Raw genomic sequence first — 24002 nt, forward strand, 5'->3', positions numbered from 1 at the left:
CTGGATGACTGCATTTACTATCGCTCCGATCGGCACCTGCCGGATCCATACGCCGCTGCGCGATGCCGTGGGACGCTACCCGATCAAGCTGCAACTCGGGCGCAACTACGGTTTCGTGCACACCAGCGCCGAGGCGCTGCAACAGGCGCGCTTCATGTTCGGCCAGGCCGACATTCCGGCCGACGTACAGCGCCTGATCTTCCGTCCTTCGAATGGCGAGCAGGCTCGCCGTGGTACGCACAAGCCGGCCGACCTCTACATGGTTGAGCTGTCCTCGCGCAAACTGCTGACCATCGACGGTCATCCCATTCAATCGAACTACCTGGGGCGCTACTTCAGCGAGTTCTTCGCTGACCGCACGCGCACCCGCATGTTCTGGCAACTGGCCAGCACCGATCGGCTTGCCGAGCGCCGTGCGCAGCTGGACCAGGACGCCGTGTTCAAGAGCCTGTCGCGCGATGACCAGGAACTGCTGTCGCGCATCGTCAAGCGCGATCAGACCGACGAAGAGATCGAAGCCGAAATGCGTGACCTGGTCGCGCTGCTGGGCCACGACAAGGTGGTGTTCGTCACCCACGTCAACGCACTGACGCCGGACAACGTGCCGATCGAACAACGCGCGCAACTGATCGCCACGGTGGCCGCCAGCGCGCAGCGCATCGGCGTGCCGTGCTACGACCCCACGCCGCTGATGAGCAAGATCGGCCAGGCCGACGCGATGGAAGACGGCGGGCTGGACCTGACGCACTACACGCAGGTCTTCGCCGAACGCCTGTGCCACGAATGGTTCAAGAACTACATGCGTCCGCGCATGAGCGCGTCCACCACGCAGGTGGCCGTGCCCAAGCTGGGCGCCGACGACAGCGCGGAACGCATCGAAAAGATCTGGGATGCCGGCGACCTGCGCGAAGCATCGCGCCGCGTGCGCGACGTGCTGCGCCGCCACCCCGGCCTGCCCGAACACACGCTGCTGTTTGCGCGCATCCAGGAAGAACTGGGCGACTACGAAGGCTCGCTCGCCCTGCTGGGCAGCGCCGACGGCGCCCTGGCCACCGGCAGCAAGGCCGAGCAGATCCTGATGCGTAACCACTTCAAGCTGGGCCGCCACGACCTGGCGTACTCGCTTGCCGCCGGCCTTCTTGGCGACGAAATCGAAACGCCCGAAATCGTGCGCATCGCGGCGGTTTCCGCCGGCCAGCTCGGTTATGTGGATGAGTCGCTGGGCAACTGGAAGCAGCTGTTCCGCATCTCCTCGCCCACCGACGCCACCGCGCTGGAAGCGGCCGACACGGTGCTGTCGCTGTTGCAGACCGGCGGCGACATGGAAGCCGTGATCCGCTGGGTCAATGAAGTGCGCGAAGCCATCCCGACGCATGGCCGCAGCTTTGCCGTGCTGTGGCGCGACCGCCTGTTGGCCGGTGACCGCGCCGGTCTGCGCGCCCTGGCAGCCGAATCGCCCGCGTTGGAAGACATGGACGCGCTGGAGCTGGTCAAAGAAGCTTCGTGGCGCGGTTGCATCATGGCCGCCGCCGCGCTGGCCGCGTCTTGCGGCCTGGCCAATAGCGAGCACGAAGACATCGGCGCCTGGCTGCAATCGCAGTCCACCGCATGGGCCGAAGAAGGTACTCGCGCACTGGAAGACGGCCGTCTGCGTGACGCCGCCGAACGCATCTGCGCGCACCGCCTGCTGAACCCCGACGCCCTGACCGCCGTGCGCGCACAGCGTGCGTTCGAACGGGCGATGCGTCTTGGCGTGCGCGCCGCGCTGCTGGCCGGCAACCACAAGGAAGTGATCGACCTGACCGACGTCGCGTTGGACACGCAGCTTGATTTCCCCGAGCTGGACACGATGCGTGGCCGCGCCGCCGATGCGCTGGGCGACAAGCAAACCGCCATGCGCCATCTGGAGCAAGCCGCCGCCGACAAGGCCGCGCCCCTGAGCACGCAGCTGTACTTTGCCCGCGTGGCCTTCAACGGTGGCTGGTTCGGTGAAGCCATCGACGCCTACCAGGCGGTGCTGGCCAACGCCTCGGCCGACCAAAGCGCCAAGGACGAAGCCGAACGCCAACTGGGCAGGCTCGGCCCGCGCGCCATTCGAGGCGCCCGCGAACTGCTGGCCGCCGGCGATCATCGCGCCGCCTGGAACCTGCTGGAACGCGTCGCCCAATCGTGGCCGCAGATGACGGAAGTCGAGCACGAAAAGCGCCGCATCATCGCCGTGCTGTACGCCGAGGCACGCGCGCTGGATCCGGCCAGCACCACCGAGCGCCTGGCGCTGGGCGAACGCATCGTGGAACTGGTTCCCAACGACGCCATCGGCCTGCGCCTGGCCGCCGTCGGCGCCATGCGCCTGCATCGCTTCGAACAGGCCCTGCCGTACTGGCGCCGCCTTCGCGAACTGTCCGATAACCCCACGCAGTTCGATCACTACATCGATCGCTGCCTGGTGTGGATCGAAAAAGCCAACCGAAGGAAGGCAGCATGAATACCCCACTGACTACCGAACGGGCGGACGTTTCGTCCGATCTCCAATGGGTGCATGCCCAGTTGGAGGAGATCGTCACGGCGTCGGTGCGGGTCCAGGTCGCACAAGAAAACCTGGCGCGCGCCGAAGCGTTGGCGCGCGATCATCTGGAAGATTCCAAGGTCCGTTTCCTGTTGCTTCGGCTGAAGGAATCGGCGGGCTTGAACGAAGGGATGGCCGAGCAGTGGGCAACCTTGCTTCAAGAATGCCCCGACGACTTGCAGATCGTGCGTTATTGCGCGACGCGACTGGTCAAGGAACGGCATCTGGACGAGGCCTTGTCCCTGGTCGACCGGCATCTGCCGGCCTCGTCCGAGAACCCGTCGCGGCTGTTCTCGCGCGCCAAGCTGCTTAGCGACATCCGCGCGCACGAGCAGTCGGACCAGCTGTTCCGGCGGCTGATCCTGGAACACACGGATCGCAATATCCGCGTCGAATTCGCCAAGCGGCTGCGCAAGCGCGGCTTGCTGGCGGACGCGTATGAAGCGATCCGCCCGGTCGCCGCGCACTTGGCGCCCGGCAGCAAGGCGGCCGAACTGGCCACCGCGCTGGCGGCCGACTACGCCTTCTTCAAGGGCTTGGAGCCCGAAGGCGGCCTGGCGGGCAAGGACGTGCGGATCGTGTCGATGAAGCACGCCATCCTGCACTTTCGCAACCGCAAGATCGCCGAGCAACCGCCGGAAAAGCCCGTGTCCGTCGCCCTGGTGACGGGCAGCCTGGGCCCTGGCGGCGCCGAGCGCCAGTTGACCCGCCTGGCTGGCGAGTTGACGCGCATGGCGGCTCAACCGGATCGGCAACTGCCTGACGTCGTGATGCGGCCCGAGAAGGTCGAGGTCATGGTCAAGCAGCACACCGAACCGGCGGGCTCGACCAAGAAGAAGCAGGGCTTGGACTTCTTCCTGCCGGTGTTGGTGCAGGCGCAAATTCCGGTGACCGAGATCAACAAGCTGCCCGCCATTTCGGTGGCGCACCAATCGGTGCCCGATGGCCGCCTGGGCCGCATGCTGGAACAACTGCCGCCGCCCGTGCACTACGGTGTGACGCGCCTGGCGCCGGTGCTGCGCGCCAATCCGTTCGATGTTGTCAGCCTGTGGCAGGACGGCACGTGCCTGTTCGGCGCGTTGGCCGCGTTGCTGGCCGGTGTGCCGACCATCCACCTGGTGTTTCGCGGGCTGCCGCCCAACATTCGCAAGGACCGATTCCGCGAAGAATATCCCGAGCTGTTCCAGGCGCTGGCGCAAGTGCCGGGCGTGTACTTCGTCAGCAACAGCCGCACCGCCGCCGAGGCGTATGCGCAGTGGCTGGGCATTCCGGTCGTGCGCTTTCACGTGCTGTACAACGGCGTGCCTGACCTGGCCACCAACGCGTCGCCCGTCGACGAGCAGAAGTGGGAGGCCTTCAAACAAGCCACCGCCGATGCCACCGAGACGGTCGGCGGCGTGTTCCGGCTGGAGCCGGACAAGCGGCCGCAGCTATGGATCAAGATGGCCGCGATGTACCTGAAGCGACGACCCCAGGCACGCTTTGTCATCGTGGGCGATGGACGCCTGCACGACAACATCGTCGCGCTGGCGGAAGAGCTGCGCGTGGTTGACCGGCTGCTGCTGGTGGGCTTATCCAATCACGTGGGCTACTGGTATTCGCAGATGGACGCCAGCGTGCTGCTGTCGCGCTATGAAGGCTTGCCCAACGTGTTGATCGAAGCGCAGCTGTTGGGCGTTCCGGTGATTTCGACACCCGCCGGTGGTGCTGGCGAATGCTTCGTCGAAAACGAAACGGGCCACCTGCTTAGCGACGTCGAGCATCCCGACATGACAGAAGCCTGCGACAAGGTGGAGTCGATGGTCGACCTGGTGCGCAGTAACGAGTCATTGAAGGCGCAGAGCCGCAAACGGGCACAAGACCTGTTTTCGCTCGACGCGATGCTGTCCAAGTTCCTGAGCCTGTGCGTGCCCGTCATGGCCGTCTCGGAGAACGACGAACGCCTCGACTTCCCGCAGATGCAACGCATGCTTGCGTGATCGGCGGCAAGTCTTTTCAAGGTCCAATAGATTTAAGGGTTTTATGCACATGAACGTCCCGGCTTTCGGCCTGCGGCGCAACGCGGCCTTCGCCATGGTGGTGCTGGCCGCACTTTCACTTTCGGGCTGCCAGCTGCCGCGTTCCGGTCCGATGTTGAGCGAAATGACGGGGGCACACGACGACAAGGACGTTATCGTGATGCCCGCCTCGCGCGAACTGGTGCAAGCCAGCAGGGTGCCTGACGTGGCGGACTTTCCGGTCCGCTATCGCGACCTGACCCAAGCCGGCTTCGACCGCCTGGTGCCTGGCGACGGCATCAACGTGCGCGTGTGGGAACGCGGCGGGCTGGGCGTATTCGCGGCGGACCCGTCCGGCGTCAGCGACCTGGGCAACCAGGAGATCGACCGGTCGGGCAACGTCTATTTCCCCATCCTGGGCAAGTTCCGCGCAGAAGGGCTGACGCTGGCGCAGCTGCATGATTCCGTCGTTGCCCGCCTGGCCAAGCTGGTGGTGGGCGCGGACGTCAGCGTCACCCGCGTGACCGATGCGCGCGGCCAGATGGTGACGGTGCAGGGCAACCTGACCAAGCCCGGCATGTACCCGATCACGCAGACCGCGCAGCGCCTGAGCAGCGCGCTGGCGCAGGCCGCGCCGGTGCAGACCAACCCCGAGCAACTGGTCATCAGCCTGCGCCGCGACAACCAGGTGGCCTCGGTGCGTCTGTCGGACATCTACCGCAATCAGAACAACGACATTCTGCTGCGGCCGGGTGATGTCATTACCGCCTACGACTCGCGCGAGTACCTGACCGTGCTGGGCGCGGCGGGCAACCAGGGCCGCGTGGCGATCAGCAAGCGCAATTACTCGGTGCTGGACGCGCTGGCCGATTCGCGTGGCCTGGACGACAAGCTGGCCGACCCGCGTTCCGTGTTCCTGTTCACGCCCGCCAAGGCCGGTGTGGCCGGCAAGCCGGACATGCTGCCGGTGGTGTATCAGTTTGACCTGACGCGGCCCGAGCAAGTGGCGTTGGCGCGTGAATTCACCGTGCATGAAGGGCAGGCCATCTACATTTCGGACGCGCCGTTCACGCAGGTGCAGAAGGTGCTGTCGGCCTTCCGCGTCACCATGAGCGCGGGCTTCAGCGCCACGCGTGCGATCGATAGCGATTCGGGCTCCAGCTCTTCCGGCGTGACCCAATAGCGTGTCGATGAGTAACGAGGATCGGATCAAGGGGTGGCGTAACCGCCGCAAGGACAGTAACTACGCGGTGGGTTCGGGCGTCGATGCGTGGCGCCTGGACCCGGCCACGCTGTTTGAAGCCAAGGCCACGCCCAGCGTGCTGCTCAAGCCATTGCTTGCGCGGCTGCTGGGCGAGCCGCACGATTCCGTTGCCGCCCGCCGGGCGGTGTACGAAGCGGTGCAGGCCGAGCTGGACGCGGAGATCGCGCGCGGCAAGGTCGACGAGACGCTGGCCGATTTTTCACGGCGGCGGCTGCGCCTGATCGTGCGCCTGCTGGAAACGGATATCCGCGCGGGCGTGGATGTCTTCGCGTCGGGCTACATGCCCGCCAAGCTGATCGCGGAAGACGAACGGCTGGCGGCGGCGCATGCACGGCGCGTCGAACGGCGCAAGCAGGACGAGGCGCGCGATGCGCGCCGCCATGCGTCGCGCAACGACATCGCGCTGGAAATCGAATTGCCGCAGGGCGAGGCCGCGGATCTTGCCATCCTGCGGCAGCGCTTGCAGGTGCTGCATGAGGGGCACCATCCGGGCAGTGCCGGCCGTGGGCAGCCCGTGGGGCGCACGCTGATGGCGCTGTTCGTGTATCAGCTGCGCGTGATCCACGGCGAAAGCCGCATCGCGCTGCTGTGGGCGCTGGTCGGCCCTGTCGTACTGCTGACGTTGATCTCGTCGCTGTACATCCTGATGGGCACGCACTTCATTCTTGGCATGGACGTGCAAACGTTTTCGCTGTTGGGAGCCACCACATGGATCATGTTCCGGCAGATCGTTTTCCGAAGCAGTACCGCCTATATCTCGGCGCGCGGGCTGCTGAACTTCCAGGGCGTCACCCCGCTGATGTGCGCGCTGGTGCAGGCGATGATCTACGTATCGGTGTACCTGGTGGTGTTCGCCGTGCTGATCAGCGCGGGCCACGCGCTGGGACTCATCACGCTGCCGGAAAGCTGGGCGGGCTTTATTCTTTTCGTGGTGCTGATGGGCTGCTGCGGGTCGGCGATGGGCGTGCTGTTCGGGTCAATCGCGACCTTCTGGCATTTCTTCCTGCGCCTGGCGCCCGTCATCGAACGGGGCTTGCAGATATTCTCCAGCGTGTTCTTCGTGTCGGAGCAGTTGCCCGAGCATCTGCGCCCATGGATTCTGTGGTCGCCGTTCGCGCACGGCATGCAGCTGCTGCGTTCGGCTTACTTCGCGGCCTACGATTCCCACGATGCCAGCCTGGGCTATTTCCTGACGGCATTGGTGTTCATGATGGTGGTCGCCCTGGCGGCCGAGCGTCTTGCACGCCCCAATGTCCAGCCGATGTAAGGGGGCCAGATGATTCATCTGAATGGCGTCACTGACGAACCCTATGCCTTTGGCAGCCGGCAACCGCTGCTGGCCAACGCCACGCTCGACATACCCGTCGGGCGCTACGCCCTGCTGTCGCATACGCCCGAGATGCACCGCCAGATTGTCGACGTGTTGTGCAATCTGAGGCCGCCGCGCCAGGGCTTCGTCAAGCACGACGGCAATGTGTCGTGGGCGATTGGGCGGCAAGGTTTTATCCGGGGCAAGGCCAACGGGCTATCCATCATCGACTTCGTCTGCGAGATGTACGAAATCGATATCGAAGCCACGCACGAACTGGTCGCGGACCTGATCAGCGACCCCAAGGTGCTGGCCAAACCCATGGAACATTGGCCGCTTTACGCACGGCAGGAATTCTCGTTCGCCCTGGCGCTGGCGCCGGCTTTCGACGTTTACGTGATCGAAGGGGCCATCCCTTTCGAACCCTGCCGGTTCACCCGGCTCTGGCTGGCCCTGTTCGAAGAGCGGTTGATCGGCCGGACCCTCATTCTCTCTAGCTATCGCCAGAACCAGATGGCGGACTACTGCCTCAAAGGCTTGATTTATGAACGAAGCGCTCTCAGCATCGAAGACGACCTCGACCAATGCCTCAGCAAATACCCCCCGCGACGATCTCGAAGCGACTCCGGCACCGGCGATGACGTCTTCGGAGGCGGCTTCGAAGACAGCCAGCTCGGGATCTGAGGGCGGCTCCGAAATCGAACGCCGCCGTCGCGAACGGCAGGCTGCGCTGCGCGAACGCCGGCGCCACCGCTGGATCAACGCGTTCATCGTCATTGCGCCGGTGGCGCTGGCGCTGGTCTATGTGCTGTGCGTCGCCACCCCACGCTACGAAGCGGAATCGCGCTTTTTCGTGCAGTCGGGCTCCGGCCAGCAAGGCGGCGGAGGCGGCGCGGCAAGCTTGCTGACCACGGGCAACATGGGCGGCATGCTGGGCGGCTTTGTCGACGGCTGGGCGGTCAGCGATTTCCTGAAATCGCGCGATGCCATGCAACAGCTGGACAAGAAGGTCGGCCTGCGCCAGTACCTGATCCACACGGGTATCGACCCCTTCAACCACCTGGCCGAAGATTCCAGCGAAGATGACCTGTACCGCGCCTATCAGTCGGCGGTACACGTCTCGTTCAACGCCCTGGAGCAGATCGACGTGCTGCGCGTCAGCGCGTTCTCGCCGGAAGATGCCGCGATGCTGTCCAAGGCGCTGATCGGCCTGGCCGAAGAATTCGTCAGCTCGATGAACGAGAAAGGCGTGGCCGACAAGCTGAAGGTCAGCGAAGAGTCGGTCAGGCTTGCCGAGCAAAAGGCGCTGGCCGCGCGCGAAGCCTTGACGGCGTGGCGAACCACGCACGGCAACATCGACCCGACGGCCACGGTGGCCATGCTGTTGAACCTGTCCAGCCAGCTGGAAACCGAACTGAGCAGCGCGCAGATCAATCTGGACAAGATCCGCGCGTTGGAAAACAAGGACCACTTCATGCTCAAGCCCGCCCAGATGCAGGTGGTGGCATTGCAAAAGCGCATTGCGTCGGTGCGTCGTCGCCTCAGCGGCGACGGCAATGCCGAAGCCAAGCAGCTCAAGTCCTACGAGGCGCTGCGTAACACCCAGGCGTTCGCGGATTCCAACCTGACGCTGGCGCAGCAGTCGTACCAACAGGCGATGACGGACGCGCTGCGCCTGCAACGCTATCTGTCCATCATCGCGCAGCCGGTGCCCACGGACCGCCCCAGCAGCCCGCGTACCGCCATCCTGTTGCTGCAAGCGCTGGCGCTAGGCTTTGTGCTGATGTTTGTGTCGCGCGTGGCAATGGCATTGTTGCGGGGGCTGCGCCATGGTTGATACCGCTATTGAAGAACGCCGCGCCCAGGCCGACGCCACCACGCAGCTGCGCGAAGTCATCCGCGACATTCTGGCGGCCGACGAACCCGCCGGCCAGTTGGCAAGACTGGGCCCGGCGCTGGCGAAGACGAACGAGGGCTGGCGCGATGTGCGCCGCCTGCTGGTCGCGCCCTGGATGCGCGAAGCGAAGCTCGCGCCCGCCATCGCCGCCCTGGAAACGCTGATTGCGGCGTACCCGGCCCGCGCCGATGACCGCCGCCTGCTGGCCAGCCTGCTGGGCCGCACCAAGCAGTGGGACCGCGCTATTGCCGAGGTGGATGCCGCGGCCGGCATCGAGCCCGCCAACGGATTGCACCACGCCGCGCGCATCCAGTTGCGCGTGCAGGCGGGCCGCGTGACGGACGCCGCCGAGGTCGCACGCGCCACGGTGTCCATGGCGCGCGACGAGCCCGCCGAGGCGTATGCCTGGATGATGGCCTTTGCGCGTAATGGCGACACGGCCCAGGCCGCCGACATCGCCGCAAGCCTGGACCCCGCGCAGCTGCCGAATGAACGCGTGGCCACGATGGCCGTGCGCGCATTGCTGGAAGACGAGCGCGCCCAGGCGGCGATTGAACTGGGCGACCGGGCGCTGAACGCCGGCCACGACAGCCCCGCCTTGCGCGCGTCGTTGGGCATGGCGCATCTGCGGCGTGCGACTGAGGATGACCGCAAGGTGCACGCGCTGACCCATTTTGAAACGGGCCTGGCCGCCGCGCCCACGGACGTGCGGCTGTTGACGCTGTACGGCGAAACCCTGCTGCGTGCCGGCCGCTACAAGGAGGCCGCGGCGCCGTTGGCGCAGGCCATTGAACTGGCGCCCGAGCTGGAGCAGACGCGTGCTTTGTATGCACGTGCGCTGCGCTACACCTTGGAGTACGACAAGGCCGCCGAGCAGATGTTGAAGCTTGTCGAGAAGTCTCCCGACAAGCTGATCTGGCAGCGCTCGGCCATCGGGGCGCTGTCGCAGGCGGGCCGCAAGCAAGAGGCCGAGGCGCTGTACACGAAGTACGTCGCCACGCGCAGCGCACACCTGCCCAAGACCTTCCAGGACGCCATGGCGCAGATGGAGCAGCGGCTGCACATGGCGCCGATTCCACAGGCGCGGCTGGATTGGGCGTGGTCGCTGCGCGGCGACGCCAATGCGGACCGCGCGGATTGGGAACGCCGCGCGCGCTGGGGCCACATGATCGACCATCTGCTGTTCGACTGGCTGGAATGCCGCGAAGACGATGTCGAAGAGGCCATGCAGTTGCTGGGCGAACTGGATACCGGCGAGCGCTTTTTCGCGCCGCTGCTTGCGGCCGGCAAGGGCGTGGTGGTGGCGACCGCGCACGTCGGCCCCATGTATGCCGGGCTGATGGCGCTGGAGCTTCTGGGCATTCCGTCGCGCTGGCTCGCCACCGCGCCCACGGTGGCCCAAAGCAGCTATGCCACGGCCTTGATTTCCACCGCCGATCAAACCGAGGCGCAGGTGGCCAAGGCCTGCATGCGCGCCATCAACTCGGGCTTCGTGCTGTGCCTGGCCATCGACGGCGCGGCGAATCCCGCCGCGCCCCGCACCACCTTCGAAGGTCAGGAAGTAACGTATTCCAGCTTTGCGTCGCACCTGGCGCATCGCATGGGCGTGCCGTCGGTGTTCTACGCGCCGCGCTGGGAAAACGGCCAGGTGACGTACACGCTGGCCATGCTGCCGGCGGCCAATCCTGGCGAAGACGCGGACGCCTACGCGCTGCGATGGCAGAAGGCGTATTTCGAACGGTTGCGCGAACACGTGGCCGGCCCCCCTGAAAATCTGCGCTTGAGCGGCGGCATCTGGCGTCATGTGCAGTCAGCGGATCGCTCCGCGCAGCAATAGGAACAAGCCTTGATGAAGTCTGCAATGAAAACGATGCGTTGGCTGCTTGCCGTGGCCCTGCTGCAAGGCGGGGTGGCGGCCGCGAATGAAGCCTGCCCCAGCCCGGACGAACACTGCCCGCTCGTTTCATCGCTGCTGTCTCAACGCGAAGGCTACGGCGCCAAGGCCACGGGCGGCCTGGGCGGCAAGTTCATCGAGGTGACGTCCGACCAGGATTCGGGGCCGGGCACCTTGCGCGCCGCGCTGGCGCAAGCCAAGAAGGGTCCGACCTGGATCCGCTTCGCATCCGATATGACGATCGTGCTGGACAAGCAGCTGCGCGTGCCCTCGAACGTGACGATCGACGGGCGCGGCAAGCGCGTTGCCTTGATCGACGACGGGCTGGGCGTGTACGGCGTGCAGAACGTCATCCTGACGCACCTGACCATCGACGGCCGCCTGAACCGGCTGACGCAGGCCGTGAACGTGGCCAATGGCAGCCGCGATGTGTGGGTGGACCATATGGATCTGTCGCGCATGTCGGACCGGCTGCTGAACGTGAAGAACGGGTCCACCGACGTGACAATTTCATGGACCAAGTTCCATAACTCGAACAAGGTCATGCTGCTGAACAACATCACGTCCAAGAATCTGTTCCAGAACTACGAACGTGATTCGATCGCCCGCGTGACGCTGCATCACAACTATTTCTTCAACACCGTGCAGCGCAATCCGCGCGGGCAGTTCGGCACGTTCCACCTGTTCAACAACCTGCTTGAAGACTGGGATTTCTACGGCATGAGCTTCAGCCTGGAAGCCAAGGCGCTGGTCGAAGGCAACATCTTCAACAACACGGCGCAGCGCAAGTGCGTCGAGCCCGAATTCTTTCCCACGGTGGAAGGCGTCAACGTCAATTACTGCCACTACATTCCCATTGCCGCCAAACGCAGCGCGCTGGACAACGGCGAGTCGGATCGCGGCGCGTACGAGAAATTGAAGTCGCAGCACGGCTACACGCGCGACTACAAAGCCTTCCTGCGCCTGAAAGACAACCTGTACCTGGGCGATGCCAAGCCGGTGTTGCAGGACTACCGACCCGATGCCGCCCCGACGCCGCCGTATTGTTACGGCTACGAGCACCCGACGCCGGAATTGGCCGACAAGATCCGCAAGTTTGCCGGCAACACCGGTGGCGATACGCCCCTGCCTGCATCAAGAACCGGGTCTGGCTGCGGCGGCTAGGCGTCAAGGCTGCGCGACAAAAAACTGTCCACTCTGAGATACACCCGGGTTGTTGTCCCCCTGAAATTGCGACGCAACGTGTTGCAATAAGCGTAACAACGTTTACAAATTCGTCCCGCCAAGGACGAGGGGACAGTGACCATGAGTCAAACACCACGATACCTGCGCCGCCCGCAGGGTTCGAACTGGGGCGATTTCGGCCACGACGACCAGTTGGGCACGCTGAACCACCTGGACAGCCAGGCGCGTCTGGCCGCCGTCGCTGAAATCAAGACCGGGATTTCGTTTTCGCTCAGCTTGCCGTTGACAGTGCCGCGCGCGCCCGTGCTGAACCCGCGCCGCAAGGGGCCGTCGATCCAGCCCGCCGAGAAAAACGGCGTGCCGGTGTACCGATATCCCCTGGGCCTGGACGTGCCCGGCGCCACCGACGTCGTCAGCGACGACCGCGTCACGCTGTCGCCGCAGTACTCCACGCAATGGGACGCACTGGGCCATGTGGGCTCGATGTATGACGCCCACGGTACGGGCCAGCCGCGGCCCACCGGGTACAACGGCTTTACCGTCAGCGAGCCTTCCACCGACAACTTCACCGGCACGCAAGACCTGTCCATCGCGCCGATGGCGCGCCATGGCATCCAGGGGCGCGGCGTGATGGTTGACCTGCGCGCCCGCTTTGGCGATGAACAACGCAAGGTGTCGTACCGCGACCTCATGGACGTGATCGAGGCCGACGCGGTGCAAGTGCGGCCCGGCGACGTGCTGTGCCTGCACACTGGCCTGGCCGACCTGGCGTTGACGCTGGGCGAGCACGAACAGGAACGGCTCAAGACCAGCTGCTGCGTGCTGGACGGCGCGGACGCGCAACTGCTGGCCTGGATCAAGGACAGCCGCATTGCCGCCATCGCGGCGGACAACCACGCCGTGGAACTGCGCAACCATCAGCTGGACGCAGGCCCCGGGCCGCTACTGCCCTTGCACGAACAATGCCTCTTCAAGCTGGGCCTGCCACTGGGCGAGCTCTGGCATCTGACCCCGCTGGCGCACTGGCTGCGCCAGCATGGCCGACACGCTTTCTTCCTGACCGCCGCACCCATGTACGTGCCCGGTCTGGTCGGCGCGCCGGTCAACCCCATCGCGACCGTCTGACCCCGTCAGGCGGATCGCGCAACGATTCATCATCAATCGAATATCCCCGTCGGGGAGTTGTGAGGAGCACACATGAAGAAGACCCGTTTCGCGGCCTTGGCCGCATTGCGTCCGCTGGTTGCGGCCATCGGCCTGGTCGGCGCAGTCGGCGCGGCCAACGCCGCCGGCTATCCCGAGCAGCCCATCACGATGGTGGTGCCGTATTCCGCCGGCGGCGGCGCTGACAACGCCGCGCGCATCATCGCCCAGGGCATGAGCGAAGTAGCCGGCCAAAGCGTCGTGATCGAAAACAAGGGCGGCGCCAGCGGCTCGATCGGTGCGGCCTTCGTGGCACGCGCCAAGCCGGACGGCTACACGGTGCTGTTCGACGCGTCCGCGTTCTCGATCAACCCGGTGCTGCGCAAGCTGCCCTACGACGCGAAGAAGGACTTCGTGCCGGTCTCGCAAGCGGTCAGCGTGCCCAACATCCTGGTGGCGGCGCCGGGCTCGGCGTTCAACAACCTGCCCGACTTCATCAAGGCCGCGCGTGCCAACCCCGGCAAGTACACCTTTGCCTCGTACGGCCCCGGCAGCCTGGCGCAGATGGCTGCTGAACTGCTCAAGAAGGACGCGGACGTGAACGTGGTGCACGTGCCCTACAAGGGCGGCGCGCCGGCCATCGTGGACGTCATGGGCGGACAGGTGGACGTGTACTTCGCCAACGCGGCATCCAGCCTGAACTACGTCAGCGGCGGCAAGCTCAAGGCGCTGGCCGTGTCCTCGGCCAAGCGCATGCCGGAATTGCCCAATGTGGCCACGGTCGGCGAAGCCGGCATCAAGAATTTTGACGTGGTCGAATGGAACGGCCTGTTCCTGCCCGCCGGCTCCAGCCCGGAAGTGGTCGCCAAGCTGCAAGACCTGGTGCAAAAGGCGCTGGCGCGTCCCGAAACGCGCGACAAGCTGGCCAAGCTGGGCCTGACCCCCGTGGGCAGCAGTGCCGCCGACTTTGCCAAGTTCGTCGACGCCGAGCAAGTGCGTTGGGCCGAGGTCGTGAAAGCCAATAACATCACGGTGAACTGATCCACCGACGGGAACGGGCGCGGCGTTGGCCCGTTCCCTTGTCAACCCGTTGCAGGGAGAAGCACACGATGAGCCGAGAAGAAGACTTCGAGCGCGGCCTGGCGAACCGCCGCGCTGTGTTGGGTGACGAATGGGTGCAGCGTTCGCTGGACCGCGCCACCACGTTCACCGCCGACTACCAGAACATGATCACGCGTTACGCGTGGCACGATATCTGGAGCCGTCCGGGCTTGCCGCACAAGGCGCGCCGCATGATGGTGCTGGCCGTGACGCTGTCGCTGGGCCGCTGGGAAGAATTCGAGCTGCACGTGCGCGCCGCGCTGACCGCGCCGGATGAGTCGCGCCTGACGCCCGATGAGTTGAAAGAAGTGCTGTTGCAGAATGCCATCTACGCCGGCGTGCCGGCGGCCAATACGGCGTTCAATCTGGCGCAGAATATTTTGCGTGAGGTGGCTGCGCAGATTGGCTATGACCTGGCGTCGGCGGACCCCCGGCAAGCGGATCTGTTTGGCGCGGGCTCGCAGCCGCAGCCGTAGCGTGCGACGCGGCCTGATCGGCGTCGGGGCTGCTTTGCGTTGACGCTGGCGTCGCGGGGGTCGTCGGCGCATCCGACTCGAAGCGTCCGCCCAGCGCCAGATGCAGGTTCACGCGCTGCACCAGCCTTTCGGCGCGCACGTGCATCAGGTCGCTTTGCACGCGCAGCGCGTCGCGCTTGCGCTGCAATACGTCGAAGTCGTCAAACTGGCCGATCTGGCGTTGCACCTGCGCCAACGCCAGCGCGCGGCGGCTTTCGGAATACTGGCGTTGCAGCGATTGCTCTCGCATCGCCAACTGCTGCTCGCCGGTCAAGCCGTTTTCCACTTCGGCCATGGCGCCCAGGATGGCGCGCGCGTACAACGCCAGCGCTTCCCGCTGTTGTTCCGTGCGCAATTCGAGCGTGATCTGGCGACGGCCGGCGTCAAATAGCGGCCAGGCCAACGAGGCGCCCACGGGGAAGACCCAGCTTTGCATGCTGGTGGCCAAGCCGGAATAGTCTTTGGTAAAGCGCCCCGCGCCGGCAAATATCGCAATGGTGGGCAGGCGCGCTGCCTTGGCTTCCTCGGCGCCGAAAAAGGCCGCCACGAGGCGTTCGCGCGCGGCCACCAGGTCAGGCCTGCGGTCCAGCAGCGCCAGCGGCAAGCCGGGCGCCAGCGGCGCGGGCGAATCGGGAATGGCTTCGTCCGCCTGCGCGACGCCGGCGGGGTAGCGTCCCAACATCAATTCCAACGCGCGCAGCGCTTGCACCCGCGCCAGTTCGCGCTGGGCCACCACGTCCGCCGCCGCGGCCACCTGCTCGGACCACTGCGCCACTTCAAATTCACCGACCCGGCCGATACTGCGACGGTATTGGATCAGCTTGAGCTGGTCGCTTGTTGCACTTTCCAGTTCGCGAGCCAGCGCAAGCTGCCCGCTTGCCTCCAGCGCCGCGAGCCAGCTTTTTGCGGTCAATGCCCCGATGGACTGGCGCGCGTAGGCGTAGTCGGCTTCCGATGACCGGTAGCCCGCCTCGCCGGACAGTTTCTCGGCCCTTGCCCTGCCCCACAGGTCCAGCTCCCAGTTCATCAGGACGGCGTAGCCGTTGGCGGAAAACGCACTGCCCGGCGTCGGGTCCGTGGCCGCGCGTGCGCCAATGCCTACCGTGGGCAGCAACGATGCGCCCGCCAGCCGCGCCTGGTGCGCGGCCTGCTGCATCCGGCTGGCCGCCACGCGCAGGTCCACATTATTAGCAAGCGCTTCCTCGATCAGCGCTTGCAAGGTGCCTGTCCGCGGAAACCCCGCCCACGCGGGCTCGAACGCGGCAGCCTGCGCGCTGGTCGTCCACGCCGGCGGCACATCGGTACCGGCCATGGCGTCCTTGACCATGGCATCGTCTGCCGGCCGGTTCAGGTTGGCGCAGCCGGCCATCAACATGGCCATGCATGCCAGGGGCAGCGCGCGGGAAAGAAGGGTCGGGGGCGCGGACATAGGCAAGGCCGGTCAGTGCAGCTTGAGAACCAGGTAGTCCAGTTTGGACGACACGCGGAAGATGACTTTGCGCACCATATGCAGCGCGCGCAGGCTGTCTGTGTAGATGGCGGCGTTGCCTCGCGCGCCCATCGCAAACATGATGTCCTCGGGCGCTTGCAGGTCTATGCGCACCGCGTATTGCATCGGCGCGGCGGCGCTGGCGCCTTCCGCCGTGGTGCCCGGCAAGGCGCCGGACGCCTGGAACTGGCCTTGTGATGTGGCCCACACAATGGAATCGACGCTGCCTTTGAACACGCGGCCGGGGATGGTGCGCAAGGACACCTCGACCTCGTCGCCCGGCTTGACCTTGGTCAGTTGGTTTTGATCGAAGAACGCGATGACCTGCTGCGAGGTTTCAACGAACGACATGATGGGCCGCAAGGGGATCGCGGCGGCATACGAGCCCACGCGCGCTTGCAGGTTGATGGCGTATCCGTCCGCCGGGGCATACAGCGTGGTTTGCGCCAGCTCCCACTTGGCCGTGTCCAGTTCGGCTTTCACCTGCGCCACGGCGGCCTGGTCGCCTTCGTACATGGCGCCGATGTTCAGGCGGATTTTTTGTTCCGCTTCGCGCGCGGCTTCCCAGTTGGCTTGGCGTACCTTTAGCTCGCTTTGAAAGCTCTGCACGTCGTATTGACTACCGGCGCCGCGCGCGGCCAGCGCGGTGCTTTGGCGCAGCCGCATGCGCGCCAGATCGACCTGCGCCAACGCCGCCGCCGTCATCGCCTTGGCCGAGGACAAATCCCGGTCCAGCGATTGCTGCGTGGCCTGCGCATCGATCAGCTTGGCTTCCAGTTGCCGCAATTTCAAACGATAGGGCTCGTCGTCCAGGCGCAGCAGCACGTCGCCCTTCTTGATCAGTCGATTGCCTTCGACGGCAATTTCAACCACGCGACCGGTCACGCGGGGAACGACTTCGACGACGTAGTTGGTCACGCGCAATTCAGCGGACGAAGGCGTGACGACGTTGATGATGAAAATAAGTGCGGTCAGGCCAGCCGCACCCACAGCCACCACGCCGACCTGCGATTGAATATTCCAGGGCAGCAGCTTCAGCTTGATGAAGATCAGCCACACCAGCACGCCGTAGAAGAGAGCAATGAGTTCAAGCATGCAAACCTCCTGGACAAGTGCGGCATCCACATGTCGCGCAAACACGCCCACGCGACACGTACCCCTTTGGCGCGCCGGTCATCAACCGTCGGGTCGGGATGGAGGGGGCGGTAGATCGGCGGCGGGCGTGGTGACCGGCGCCTCATGGTGCGTGTCGCGGCCATACGCCATCTGATAACCGATGGGTTTGGTGTGCGCCCACAGCCAGGCAAAGGGCCACAGCATGCCGCCGAACGCCAGGGATAAAAGGCATAGCGATTTGATGGCTTCGGCTTGCGGGTGGTGGCGCTTTTCGGCGATGACTTCCGGCAGGACGTGCAGCTTCCAGAATATCCAGACGGCCAGGATGGGCACCAGAACCAGCACCACCCAGACCAGCACGTCGGCGATGGCGTCTTCCCAATGGCCCGCCGCGGCGTGCCCGGTGCCCGGCGCCATTGCGGCAGCAACGGCAAAGGCCACGGCAAATCCATGTCGTGAACGGGCTAAAGACATTTCGCGCCCCTTTTCCCTATGGGATGCCAATAACTCAACCGTTGCCAAGGTGGCTTATTGCGAAACAGCAAATTGATTTTCGCCAGTGACCCAAGCATGTGTCTATGCTAATTTCGGCAATATGTTGTCAGATCCACGTCGTCGGTACCTTGCCAGGGGAAACAGATGGATCTTCATCATTTCAAGTCGTTCGATTCCTACGCCGACGCCATCTTCGACGCCCAGGCACGCGTATTTCTCTTGGGAAGCGGGGGCGGGGGGTGGCGTATCAGCCGTTTCGACATTGACGGCATCGACCTCCAGCAGGGTAGCGCCGCCGTTTCAAACGTGTGCGAAGCGGTGTGCCGGTCTACTCACCTGACGTTGCTGTTGTCGCAGCCTTCTCCCTGCCAGGCCTGGCTGAATGGGGCGCCCTTGAATGCGGCGGCGCTGGGCATCCTGGCGCCGGGCAAGGGTTACGTCTTTCGCGCGGCAGGGCCCAACGAATGGATCAGTATCGCGTTGCCGGTTGATGCCGAGCTGTTCACAGGCGATGGCCTGCTGGCGCAGACGCTCAGGCGTTGGCGTAGTACAGGCGGCATGGAAAAAACAGACCCCCTGCAATGGGGCGCCCTGCGCGAAGCGGCCCTGATGGCGATGACCCCGGCTTGTCCGCCGGCGATCGGCCGCCGCTTGATCGAACGCCGGCTGTTTGACCTGATGGCCTGTCGTTTGCCGCACGACCGGTGCAAGGGCCGCCCCTCGTCATCGCTGGCATGGTTGTGCGACGCCACGCTGACGGTCTTTCGCGAGCGTAATGAGAACGCCCACGTCGAAGACATACGCCGGGGCCTGAAAATCAGCGAGCGCGGTTTGCGCGACTTCTTCCAAACGTGTTTCGGCATGGGCCCAGGACATTATCTTTGCCTGCGCAAGCTTCACGACGTGTATTGGGACCTGGCATCAGGCGAGGACAAACGGATGACGGTGGCCGACTGCTTCTTGCAGCATGGCTATCCCTATTCCACGCATTCCGCGGCGCAATACCGCGCGCTGTTCCTTGAAACGCCTTCCGCAACGCGCAATCGTTTTCATCCGCAATAACGGTGCGAACGCCGTGCGCACGGGGCGCGATTCTGGTGATTCGAACCTGACGATTTTTCGCCGGAATCATCATGGACCTTCAATTGCGACTCGGCTCACAATGCCCGATGGGCCGATCAAGGAGCGAGATGATGAAAACCGAAAAAGCAATCGCAAAGGACGAACCCGTCAGCGCCGCACTTGAAAACGGCGCGCCCGGTGTCGCGGGGTTGTCGGCAAAGAAGTACGAGCGCGAACTGGCCAAGCTTCATGTTGAACTGGTCAAGCTTCAGCAATGGGTGGTGCACAGCGGGGCAAAGGTCTGCATCCTGTTCGAAGGGCGCGACGGCGCGGGCAAGGGCGGCACCATCAAGGCCATTACCGAGCGGGTCAGCCCACGGGTCTTTCGCGTGGTGGCGCTGCCGTCGCCCACCGACCGCGAAAAAACGCAGATGTACGTGCAACGCTATCTGCCGCATTTGCCGGCGGCCGGCGAAATCGTGATTTTCGACCGCAGTTGGTACAACCGCGCCGGCGTGGAACGCGTCATGGGGTTCTGCACCAAAAGCCAGGCCAAGGCGTTCTTGAAAGCGGTGCCGCTGGTCGAGCGCGCCATCATCGATTCCGGCGTGATCCTGATCAAGTACTGGCTGGAAGTCAGTGAGGCCGAGCAGACGCGGCGGCTACAGGCGCGTATTCACGACGAGCGGAAAATCTGGAAGCTGTCCAAGCTGGATCTGGATTCGTACAGCCATTGGTATGACTATTCGCGCGCCCGCGACGAGATGTTCGCGCAAACGGACACGGACTACGCGCCTTGGTTCGTGGCGGATTCCAATAACAAAAGACGGGTGCGGCTCAATATCATCAGCCACCTGCTCAAGAGCATTCCGTACAAGGCGCTGCCCCGGGCAAAGATAACGCTGCCCAAGCGGCAAAAGCCGCAGGGCTACCGCGAGCCCGAGCGCGCGGTCCGCAGCGTTCCGACTGTGTTCTAGGAATTCGGCGGCCGCCAAACCCGAGCGTCCGGGGCGAGTGGTATCTTGTGTCTGTTTTTTATGTAGATGCATAGGCAGACGCCACCCGCCCCATGTCCGACCACGTACCTTCCGCGCCGACCACCCCGTCCGACGAGCCCCAAGCCATCCACCGGCCTTTCGTCCAGAACGTGGGCACGCGGCGCATGCTGCATTTCACTCAGAAAGAAATCCAAAGCAGCATGTCGCTGCTGAATCCCGACGCGCTGGAAATCGAATACACGCGCATGATGATGGGCTTCGTGCTGTTCAACCCCGAGCCCGCGCGCATCCTGATGGTGGGCCTGGGCGGCGGCTCGCTGCCCAAATTCTGCTATCGCTACCTGGCCGGTGCCGACATTGAAGTGGTCGAGATCGACCCCGCCGTCATCGCCCTGCGCGAGGCCTTCATGGTGCCACCCGACAACGTCCGCTTTCGCGTGGTGCAGGCCGACGCGGCCGACCACTTGCGCGGCCTGTCGGACCATGCCGATGTGATTTTCCTGGACGGCTATGGCGTGGGTGGCATTCCGGATGCGCTGTGTTCCGAAGCGTTCTACGCCGACTGCCATCGCGCACTGCGCGAGAACGGCATCCTGGTCATCAACTACCACGTGAACCACCCGATGCATCACGAGTACCTGGCGCGCGTGCGGGCCTCGTTCGGCTCGTCAATGTTTGAAGTGGTGGATGACGACATGACCAACAGTGTCGTGTTCGCCTGCAAGGGCGACTTGCTGAACGATCCGGCCGCGGCCGAATTGAAGCGTCCCGCCGCCATCCCCCGCGACGCGTGGCGTCAGCTGATGCCGACGCTGCGCGTCATCGGGGCCACGCTGGAACTCAGATAGCCTTGCGGATCCGCACGGGGATGGACTTGTAGCTGGGCGTGCCGCTTTGCTTGTCCTGGTAGTCCAGCGGGCAAAGGTTGTTGGCTTCCGGGTAGTACGCGCCGACGGACCCGGGCGCAATGTCGTAGGCAATGGCGGTCAGCCGAAGATGGCGGTGCGATTCGCCCGGCAGGCCGGTGTTGATGTCTACCTCGTCCCCATGTTCCAGGCCAAGGCGCGCCAGGTCGGCCGCGTTCATGAACAGCACGTCGCGCCGTCCGAACACGCCGCGATAGCGGTCGTCCAGCCCGTAGATGGTGGTGTTGTATTGATCGTGGCTGCGCAGCGTGGTCAGCGTCAGCGTGTCGGACGCTGCGGCCGGGTCTTCGCGCAGGCCCTTGAACGGCAGGAACCGCGCCTTGCCGGACGGCGTCTTCCAGATGCGTTCCGTGGGCGGCAACGGCAAGCGAAAGCCACCGGGCTTCAGGATGCGTTCGTTGTAGCCCCGGAAGTCCGGGTACACCTGTTCGATCAGGTCGCGGATGCGGCCGTAGTCTTCCACCAGGTGCAGCCATGGCACGCGGCTGTGCGGCAGCGTGGCAGCGGCCATGGCGGCGATGATGGCGGGTTCGGAACGCAGGTGTTCCGAGGCCGGCGCCAGCTTGCCGCGCGAGGCATGCACCATCGACATGGAATCCTCGACCGTGATCGACTGCGCGCCGCCGGCCTGCACGTCGCTTTCGGTGCGGCCCAGCACCGGCAGGATGATCGACTCGCGGCCGATCAGCAGGTGCGAGCGGTTCAGCTTCGTGTTCATGTGTACCGCCAGGTCCAGCCGGCGCATGCCGGCTTCGCACTGGTCGGTGTCGGACAGCGCCATCGCCAGGTTGCCGCCCAGGCAGATCAGCGCGCGCGCCGAGCCGTCGACCATGGCCTTCATCGCGTCCACGGCGTCGTGGCCGTGGCGCTCGGGCGGGCGGAAACCAAACGTCTTTTCAAAATTGTCGAACATCACCGGATCGATCTTTTCCGTGATGCCCACCGTGCGATTGCCCTGCACGTTGGAATGCCCGCGCAACGGGCAGATGCCGGCGCCCGGCTTGCCGAAGTTGCCGCGCATGAGCAGCAGCGCGGCAATCTGCTGCACGTTTTGGGTGCCGCGCGCGTGCTGCGTGATGCCCATGCCGTAGGTCACGATGGTGGCATTTGATCTGGCGTAGGCGGTGGCCACGGCCTCCAGGTCCGCGCGGGACAGGCCGCTGGCCGCTTCGATGTCGTGCCACGGGGTGTCGTCCAGGTCCTGCACATAGTCGTCGAAGCCTTCCGTGTGCTGGGCAATGAAGTCATGGTCCAGCACGCCGGGCGCGTCGCGGTCCGCCGCCACCAGCGCCTTCATGATGCCCTTGAGCGCGGCCGCGTCGCCGCCGACCTTCACCTGGTAATACGTGGAGGCGATGCGGGTAGACCCCAGCGTGCCCATCTCGACCGGGTTCTGCGGATCGGCAAAGCGTTCCAGCGCGCGCTCGCGCAAGGGGTTGAACACGATGATGGGCACGCCGCGCCGCGCGCACTCGTGCAAGGTGCCCATCATGCGCGGATGGTTGGTGCCCGGGTTGTGGCCCATCGAGATGATGAGGTCACACGTGTCGAAGTCGTCCAGCGATACCGTGCCCTTGCCGATGCCGATGGCTTGCGGCAGGCCGACGCTGGTGGCCTCGTGGCACATGTTCGAGCAATCGGGAAAGTTGTTGGTGCCCAGCTCGCGCGCGAACACGCTGAAGAGAAAGGCGGCTTCGTTCGAGGCGCGGCCCGACGTGTAGAACTCGACCATGTCGGGGTCGGGCAATGCCGACAACGTGGCGCCGATGCGGGCGAACGCGGCGTCCCAGCCGATGGCTTGATACGTGTCGCTGGCCGCGTCGTACGCCAGGGGGTGCGTCAGGCGGCCGGCGTCTTCCAGGTCGTGGTCGCTCCAGGTCAGCAGTTCGGTGACGGTATGCGCGGCAAAGAACTCGGGCGTGACGCGCTTCTTGGTGGCTTCCCACGTGACGGCCTTGGCGCCGTTTTCGCAGAACTGGAAGGTCGACGTGTGCGCCTTGTCGGGCCACGCGCAGCCGGGGCAGTCAAAGCCGTCGGGCTTGTTGGTGCGCAACAGCAGCACGGGCGCTTCGGCGATGCGCATCTGGTCGGCGACGGCTTGCGCCGTGGCCTTGAGCGCGCCCCAGCCGCCTGCGGGTGCGTCGTAGCGATGGATGCCGGTCAGGTTGCGTGGCTTCATGAATTCACTTTTTTCAAAACAACGGCCACGTTTTAAACGTTTTTTGCTGAATACCGCATGTCGCGCCAAAAGTCTCGTTATTTCAATTTGTGACAAAACTATTCATTTGCTTATAATGCCGGCTCGATTCAATAACGATTAGAGGCTTGCCCGCCGCGACTGCGGTGGCGCCGGCAGGAGAAGAAGATGTTGAACAAGGTCGTAAAGATGGGCGCGCTGGCCGTGTTGGCGGCGGCAATTTCCGGTTGCGCCACCGAGCGCTCGCAAGCGCTGGTGGTGCCGGCCACGCAGGCGGCGGCCAAGCCGTATCAAGGCGTGCGCAGCCCGATCTCGGTCGGTAAATTCGATAACCGCACCAACTATCTGCGTGGCGTGTTCTCGGACGGCGTCGACCGTCTGGGCGGCCAGGCCAAGACGATCGTGGTCAGCCATCTTCAGCGCAGCGGTCGCTTCCAGGTCATGGACCGCGACAACCTCTCCGAAATCAAGCAGGAAGCCGGCTTCAACAAAAAGGCCAACCAGATCAAGGGCGCGCGCTATGTCGTGACCGGCGACGTCACCGCGTTCGGCCGCAAGGTCACCGGCGACCAGCAGCTGTTCGGCATCCTGGGCCGTGGCAAGGAACAAGTGGCGTACGCCAAGGTGGACCTGAACGTGGTCGACGTGACGACGTCCGAAGTGGTGTATTCGGCATCGGGCGCGGGCGAGTACAGCCTGTCGAACCGCGAAGTCATCGGCTTTGGCGGCACCGCCAGCTACGACTCCACCCTGAACGGCAAGGTCCTGGACCTGGCCATCCGTGAGGCGGTGGACCGCCTGGTCGACGGCATCGAGCAAGGCGCCTGGCAGCCTTCCGCCAACTAAGG

The 24002-nt window shown here is 64.8% G+C and carries 19 protein-coding genes; 15 read left to right on the forward strand and 4 right to left on the reverse strand.

Features of this window, described 5'->3' with window-relative positions:
* The first annotated feature begins 4 nt into the window (after positions 1–4).
* The 11 genes from KYT87_RS01160 (at position 5) to KYT87_RS01210 (ending at position 14832) form a co-directional block, all read left to right on the forward strand.
* Positions 5–2485 (forward strand): hypothetical protein, encoded by a 2481-nt coding sequence (locus KYT87_RS01160; RefSeq protein ID WP_219991554.1) that lies wholly within the window; start codon positions 5–7, stop codon positions 2483–2485.
* Positions 2482–4545, forward strand: a complete 2064-nt coding sequence (locus tag KYT87_RS01165) for a glycosyltransferase (protein WP_219991555.1) — start codon at positions 2482–2484, stop codon at positions 4543–4545. Before KYT87_RS01160 ends, KYT87_RS01165 begins: the two co-directional genes overlap by 4 nt.
* A gap of 43 nt (positions 4546–4588) precedes the next feature.
* Positions 4589–5746, forward strand: a complete 1158-nt coding sequence (locus tag KYT87_RS01170) for a polysaccharide biosynthesis/export family protein (protein WP_046805315.1) — start codon at positions 4589–4591, stop codon at positions 5744–5746.
* A 7-nt stretch (positions 5747–5753) separates the two neighbouring features.
* Complete coding sequence (locus KYT87_RS01175; protein ID WP_219991556.1) at positions 5754–7094, forward strand: ABC transporter permease; 1341 nt, start codon at positions 5754–5756, stop codon at positions 7092–7094.
* Positions 7095–7103: 9 nt separating this feature from the next.
* Positions 7104–7820 carry an ATPase gene (locus KYT87_RS01180; protein WP_046805317.1) on the forward strand — a complete coding sequence of 239 codons (717 nt, stop codon included), beginning with the start codon at positions 7104–7106 and terminating at the stop codon, positions 7818–7820.
* A complete protein-coding gene (locus KYT87_RS01185; protein ID WP_240434022.1) occupies positions 7774–8973 on the forward strand; it encodes a sugar ABC transporter in 1200 nt (399 codons plus the stop codon). The genes KYT87_RS01180 and KYT87_RS01185 overlap by 47 nt, the downstream gene beginning before the upstream one ends.
* Positions 8966–10870 (forward strand): tetratricopeptide repeat protein, encoded by a 1905-nt coding sequence (locus KYT87_RS01190; protein ID WP_219991557.1) that lies wholly within the window; start codon positions 8966–8968, stop codon positions 10868–10870. Before KYT87_RS01185 ends, KYT87_RS01190 begins: the two co-directional genes overlap by 8 nt.
* 24 nt (positions 10871–10894) lie before the next feature.
* Positions 10895–12091, forward strand: a complete 1197-nt coding sequence (locus KYT87_RS01195) for a polysaccharide lyase family 1 protein (RefSeq protein ID WP_370512727.1) — start codon at positions 10895–10897, stop codon at positions 12089–12091.
* Positions 12092–12232: 141 nt separating this feature from the next.
* Positions 12233–13237 (forward strand): cyclase family protein, encoded by a 1005-nt coding sequence (locus tag KYT87_RS01200; protein ID WP_219991558.1) that lies wholly within the window; start codon positions 12233–12235, stop codon positions 13235–13237.
* A gap of 72 nt (positions 13238–13309) precedes the next feature.
* Entirely contained in the window at positions 13310–14296 is a 987-nt protein-coding gene (locus tag KYT87_RS01205) for a tripartite tricarboxylate transporter substrate binding protein (RefSeq protein ID WP_046805321.1), read from the forward strand.
* A gap of 68 nt (positions 14297–14364) precedes the next feature.
* On the forward strand, positions 14365–14832 hold the full coding sequence (locus tag KYT87_RS01210; protein ID WP_219991559.1) for a carboxymuconolactone decarboxylase family protein: 468 nt from the start codon (positions 14365–14367) through the stop codon (positions 14830–14832).
* Here the strand turns inward: KYT87_RS01210 and KYT87_RS01215 are convergent.
* The 3 genes from KYT87_RS01215 to KYT87_RS01225 all read right to left on the reverse strand — a co-directional run bounded on the left by KYT87_RS01215 (position 14717) and on the right by KYT87_RS01225 (position 17950).
* Entirely contained in the window at positions 14717–16300 is a 1584-nt protein-coding gene (locus KYT87_RS01215) for a TolC family protein (RefSeq protein ID WP_219991560.1), read from the reverse strand. The two genes, KYT87_RS01210 and KYT87_RS01215, sit on opposite strands and share 116 nt — an antisense overlap.
* A 12-nt stretch (positions 16301–16312) precedes the next feature.
* On the reverse strand, positions 16313–17455 hold the full coding sequence (locus KYT87_RS01220) for an HlyD family secretion protein (protein WP_046805324.1): 1143 nt from the start codon (positions 17453–17455) through the stop codon (positions 16313–16315).
* 81 nt (positions 17456–17536) lie between these two features.
* Entirely contained in the window at positions 17537–17950 is a 414-nt protein-coding gene (locus KYT87_RS01225; protein WP_255593791.1) for a DUF3302 domain-containing protein, read from the reverse strand.
* Positions 17951–18115: 165 nt separating this feature from the next.
* On the opposite strand from KYT87_RS01225, the gene KYT87_RS01230 reads away from it, so the two are divergent.
* The 3 genes from KYT87_RS01230 to KYT87_RS01240 all read left to right on the forward strand — a co-directional run bounded on the left by KYT87_RS01230 (position 18116) and on the right by KYT87_RS01240 (position 20879).
* Positions 18116–19033, forward strand: a complete 918-nt coding sequence (locus tag KYT87_RS01230) for a helix-turn-helix domain-containing protein (protein WP_219991561.1) — start codon at positions 18116–18118, stop codon at positions 19031–19033.
* 128 nt (positions 19034–19161) lie between these two features.
* Positions 19162–20010: a polyphosphate kinase 2 gene (gene ppk2 / locus KYT87_RS01235; RefSeq protein ID WP_219991562.1), complete on the forward strand. Its 849-nt coding sequence runs from the start codon at positions 19162–19164 to the stop codon at positions 20008–20010.
* 92 nt (positions 20011–20102) lie between these two features.
* Positions 20103–20879, forward strand: a complete 777-nt coding sequence (locus KYT87_RS01240; protein WP_219991563.1) for a fused MFS/spermidine synthase — start codon at positions 20103–20105, stop codon at positions 20877–20879.
* On the opposite strand, the gene KYT87_RS01245 is transcribed toward KYT87_RS01240, so the two are convergent.
* Positions 20872–23136, reverse strand: coding sequence for an FdhF/YdeP family oxidoreductase (locus tag KYT87_RS01245; RefSeq protein WP_219991564.1), 2265 nt, complete (start codon positions 23134–23136; stop codon positions 20872–20874). The two genes, KYT87_RS01240 and KYT87_RS01245, sit on opposite strands and share 8 nt — an antisense overlap.
* Before the next feature lie 186 nt (positions 23137–23322).
* On the opposite strand from KYT87_RS01245, the gene KYT87_RS01250 reads away from it, so the two are divergent.
* Positions 23323–24000, forward strand: a complete 678-nt coding sequence (locus KYT87_RS01250) for a CsgG/HfaB family protein (protein ID WP_046805329.1) — start codon at positions 23323–23325, stop codon at positions 23998–24000.
* Positions 24001–24002 lie beyond the last annotated feature (2 nt).

Source organism: Achromobacter sp. ES-001, from assembly GCF_019448355.1.
GTDB classification, from domain to species: domain Bacteria; phylum Pseudomonadota; class Gammaproteobacteria; order Burkholderiales; family Burkholderiaceae_B; genus Achromobacter; species Achromobacter spanius_B.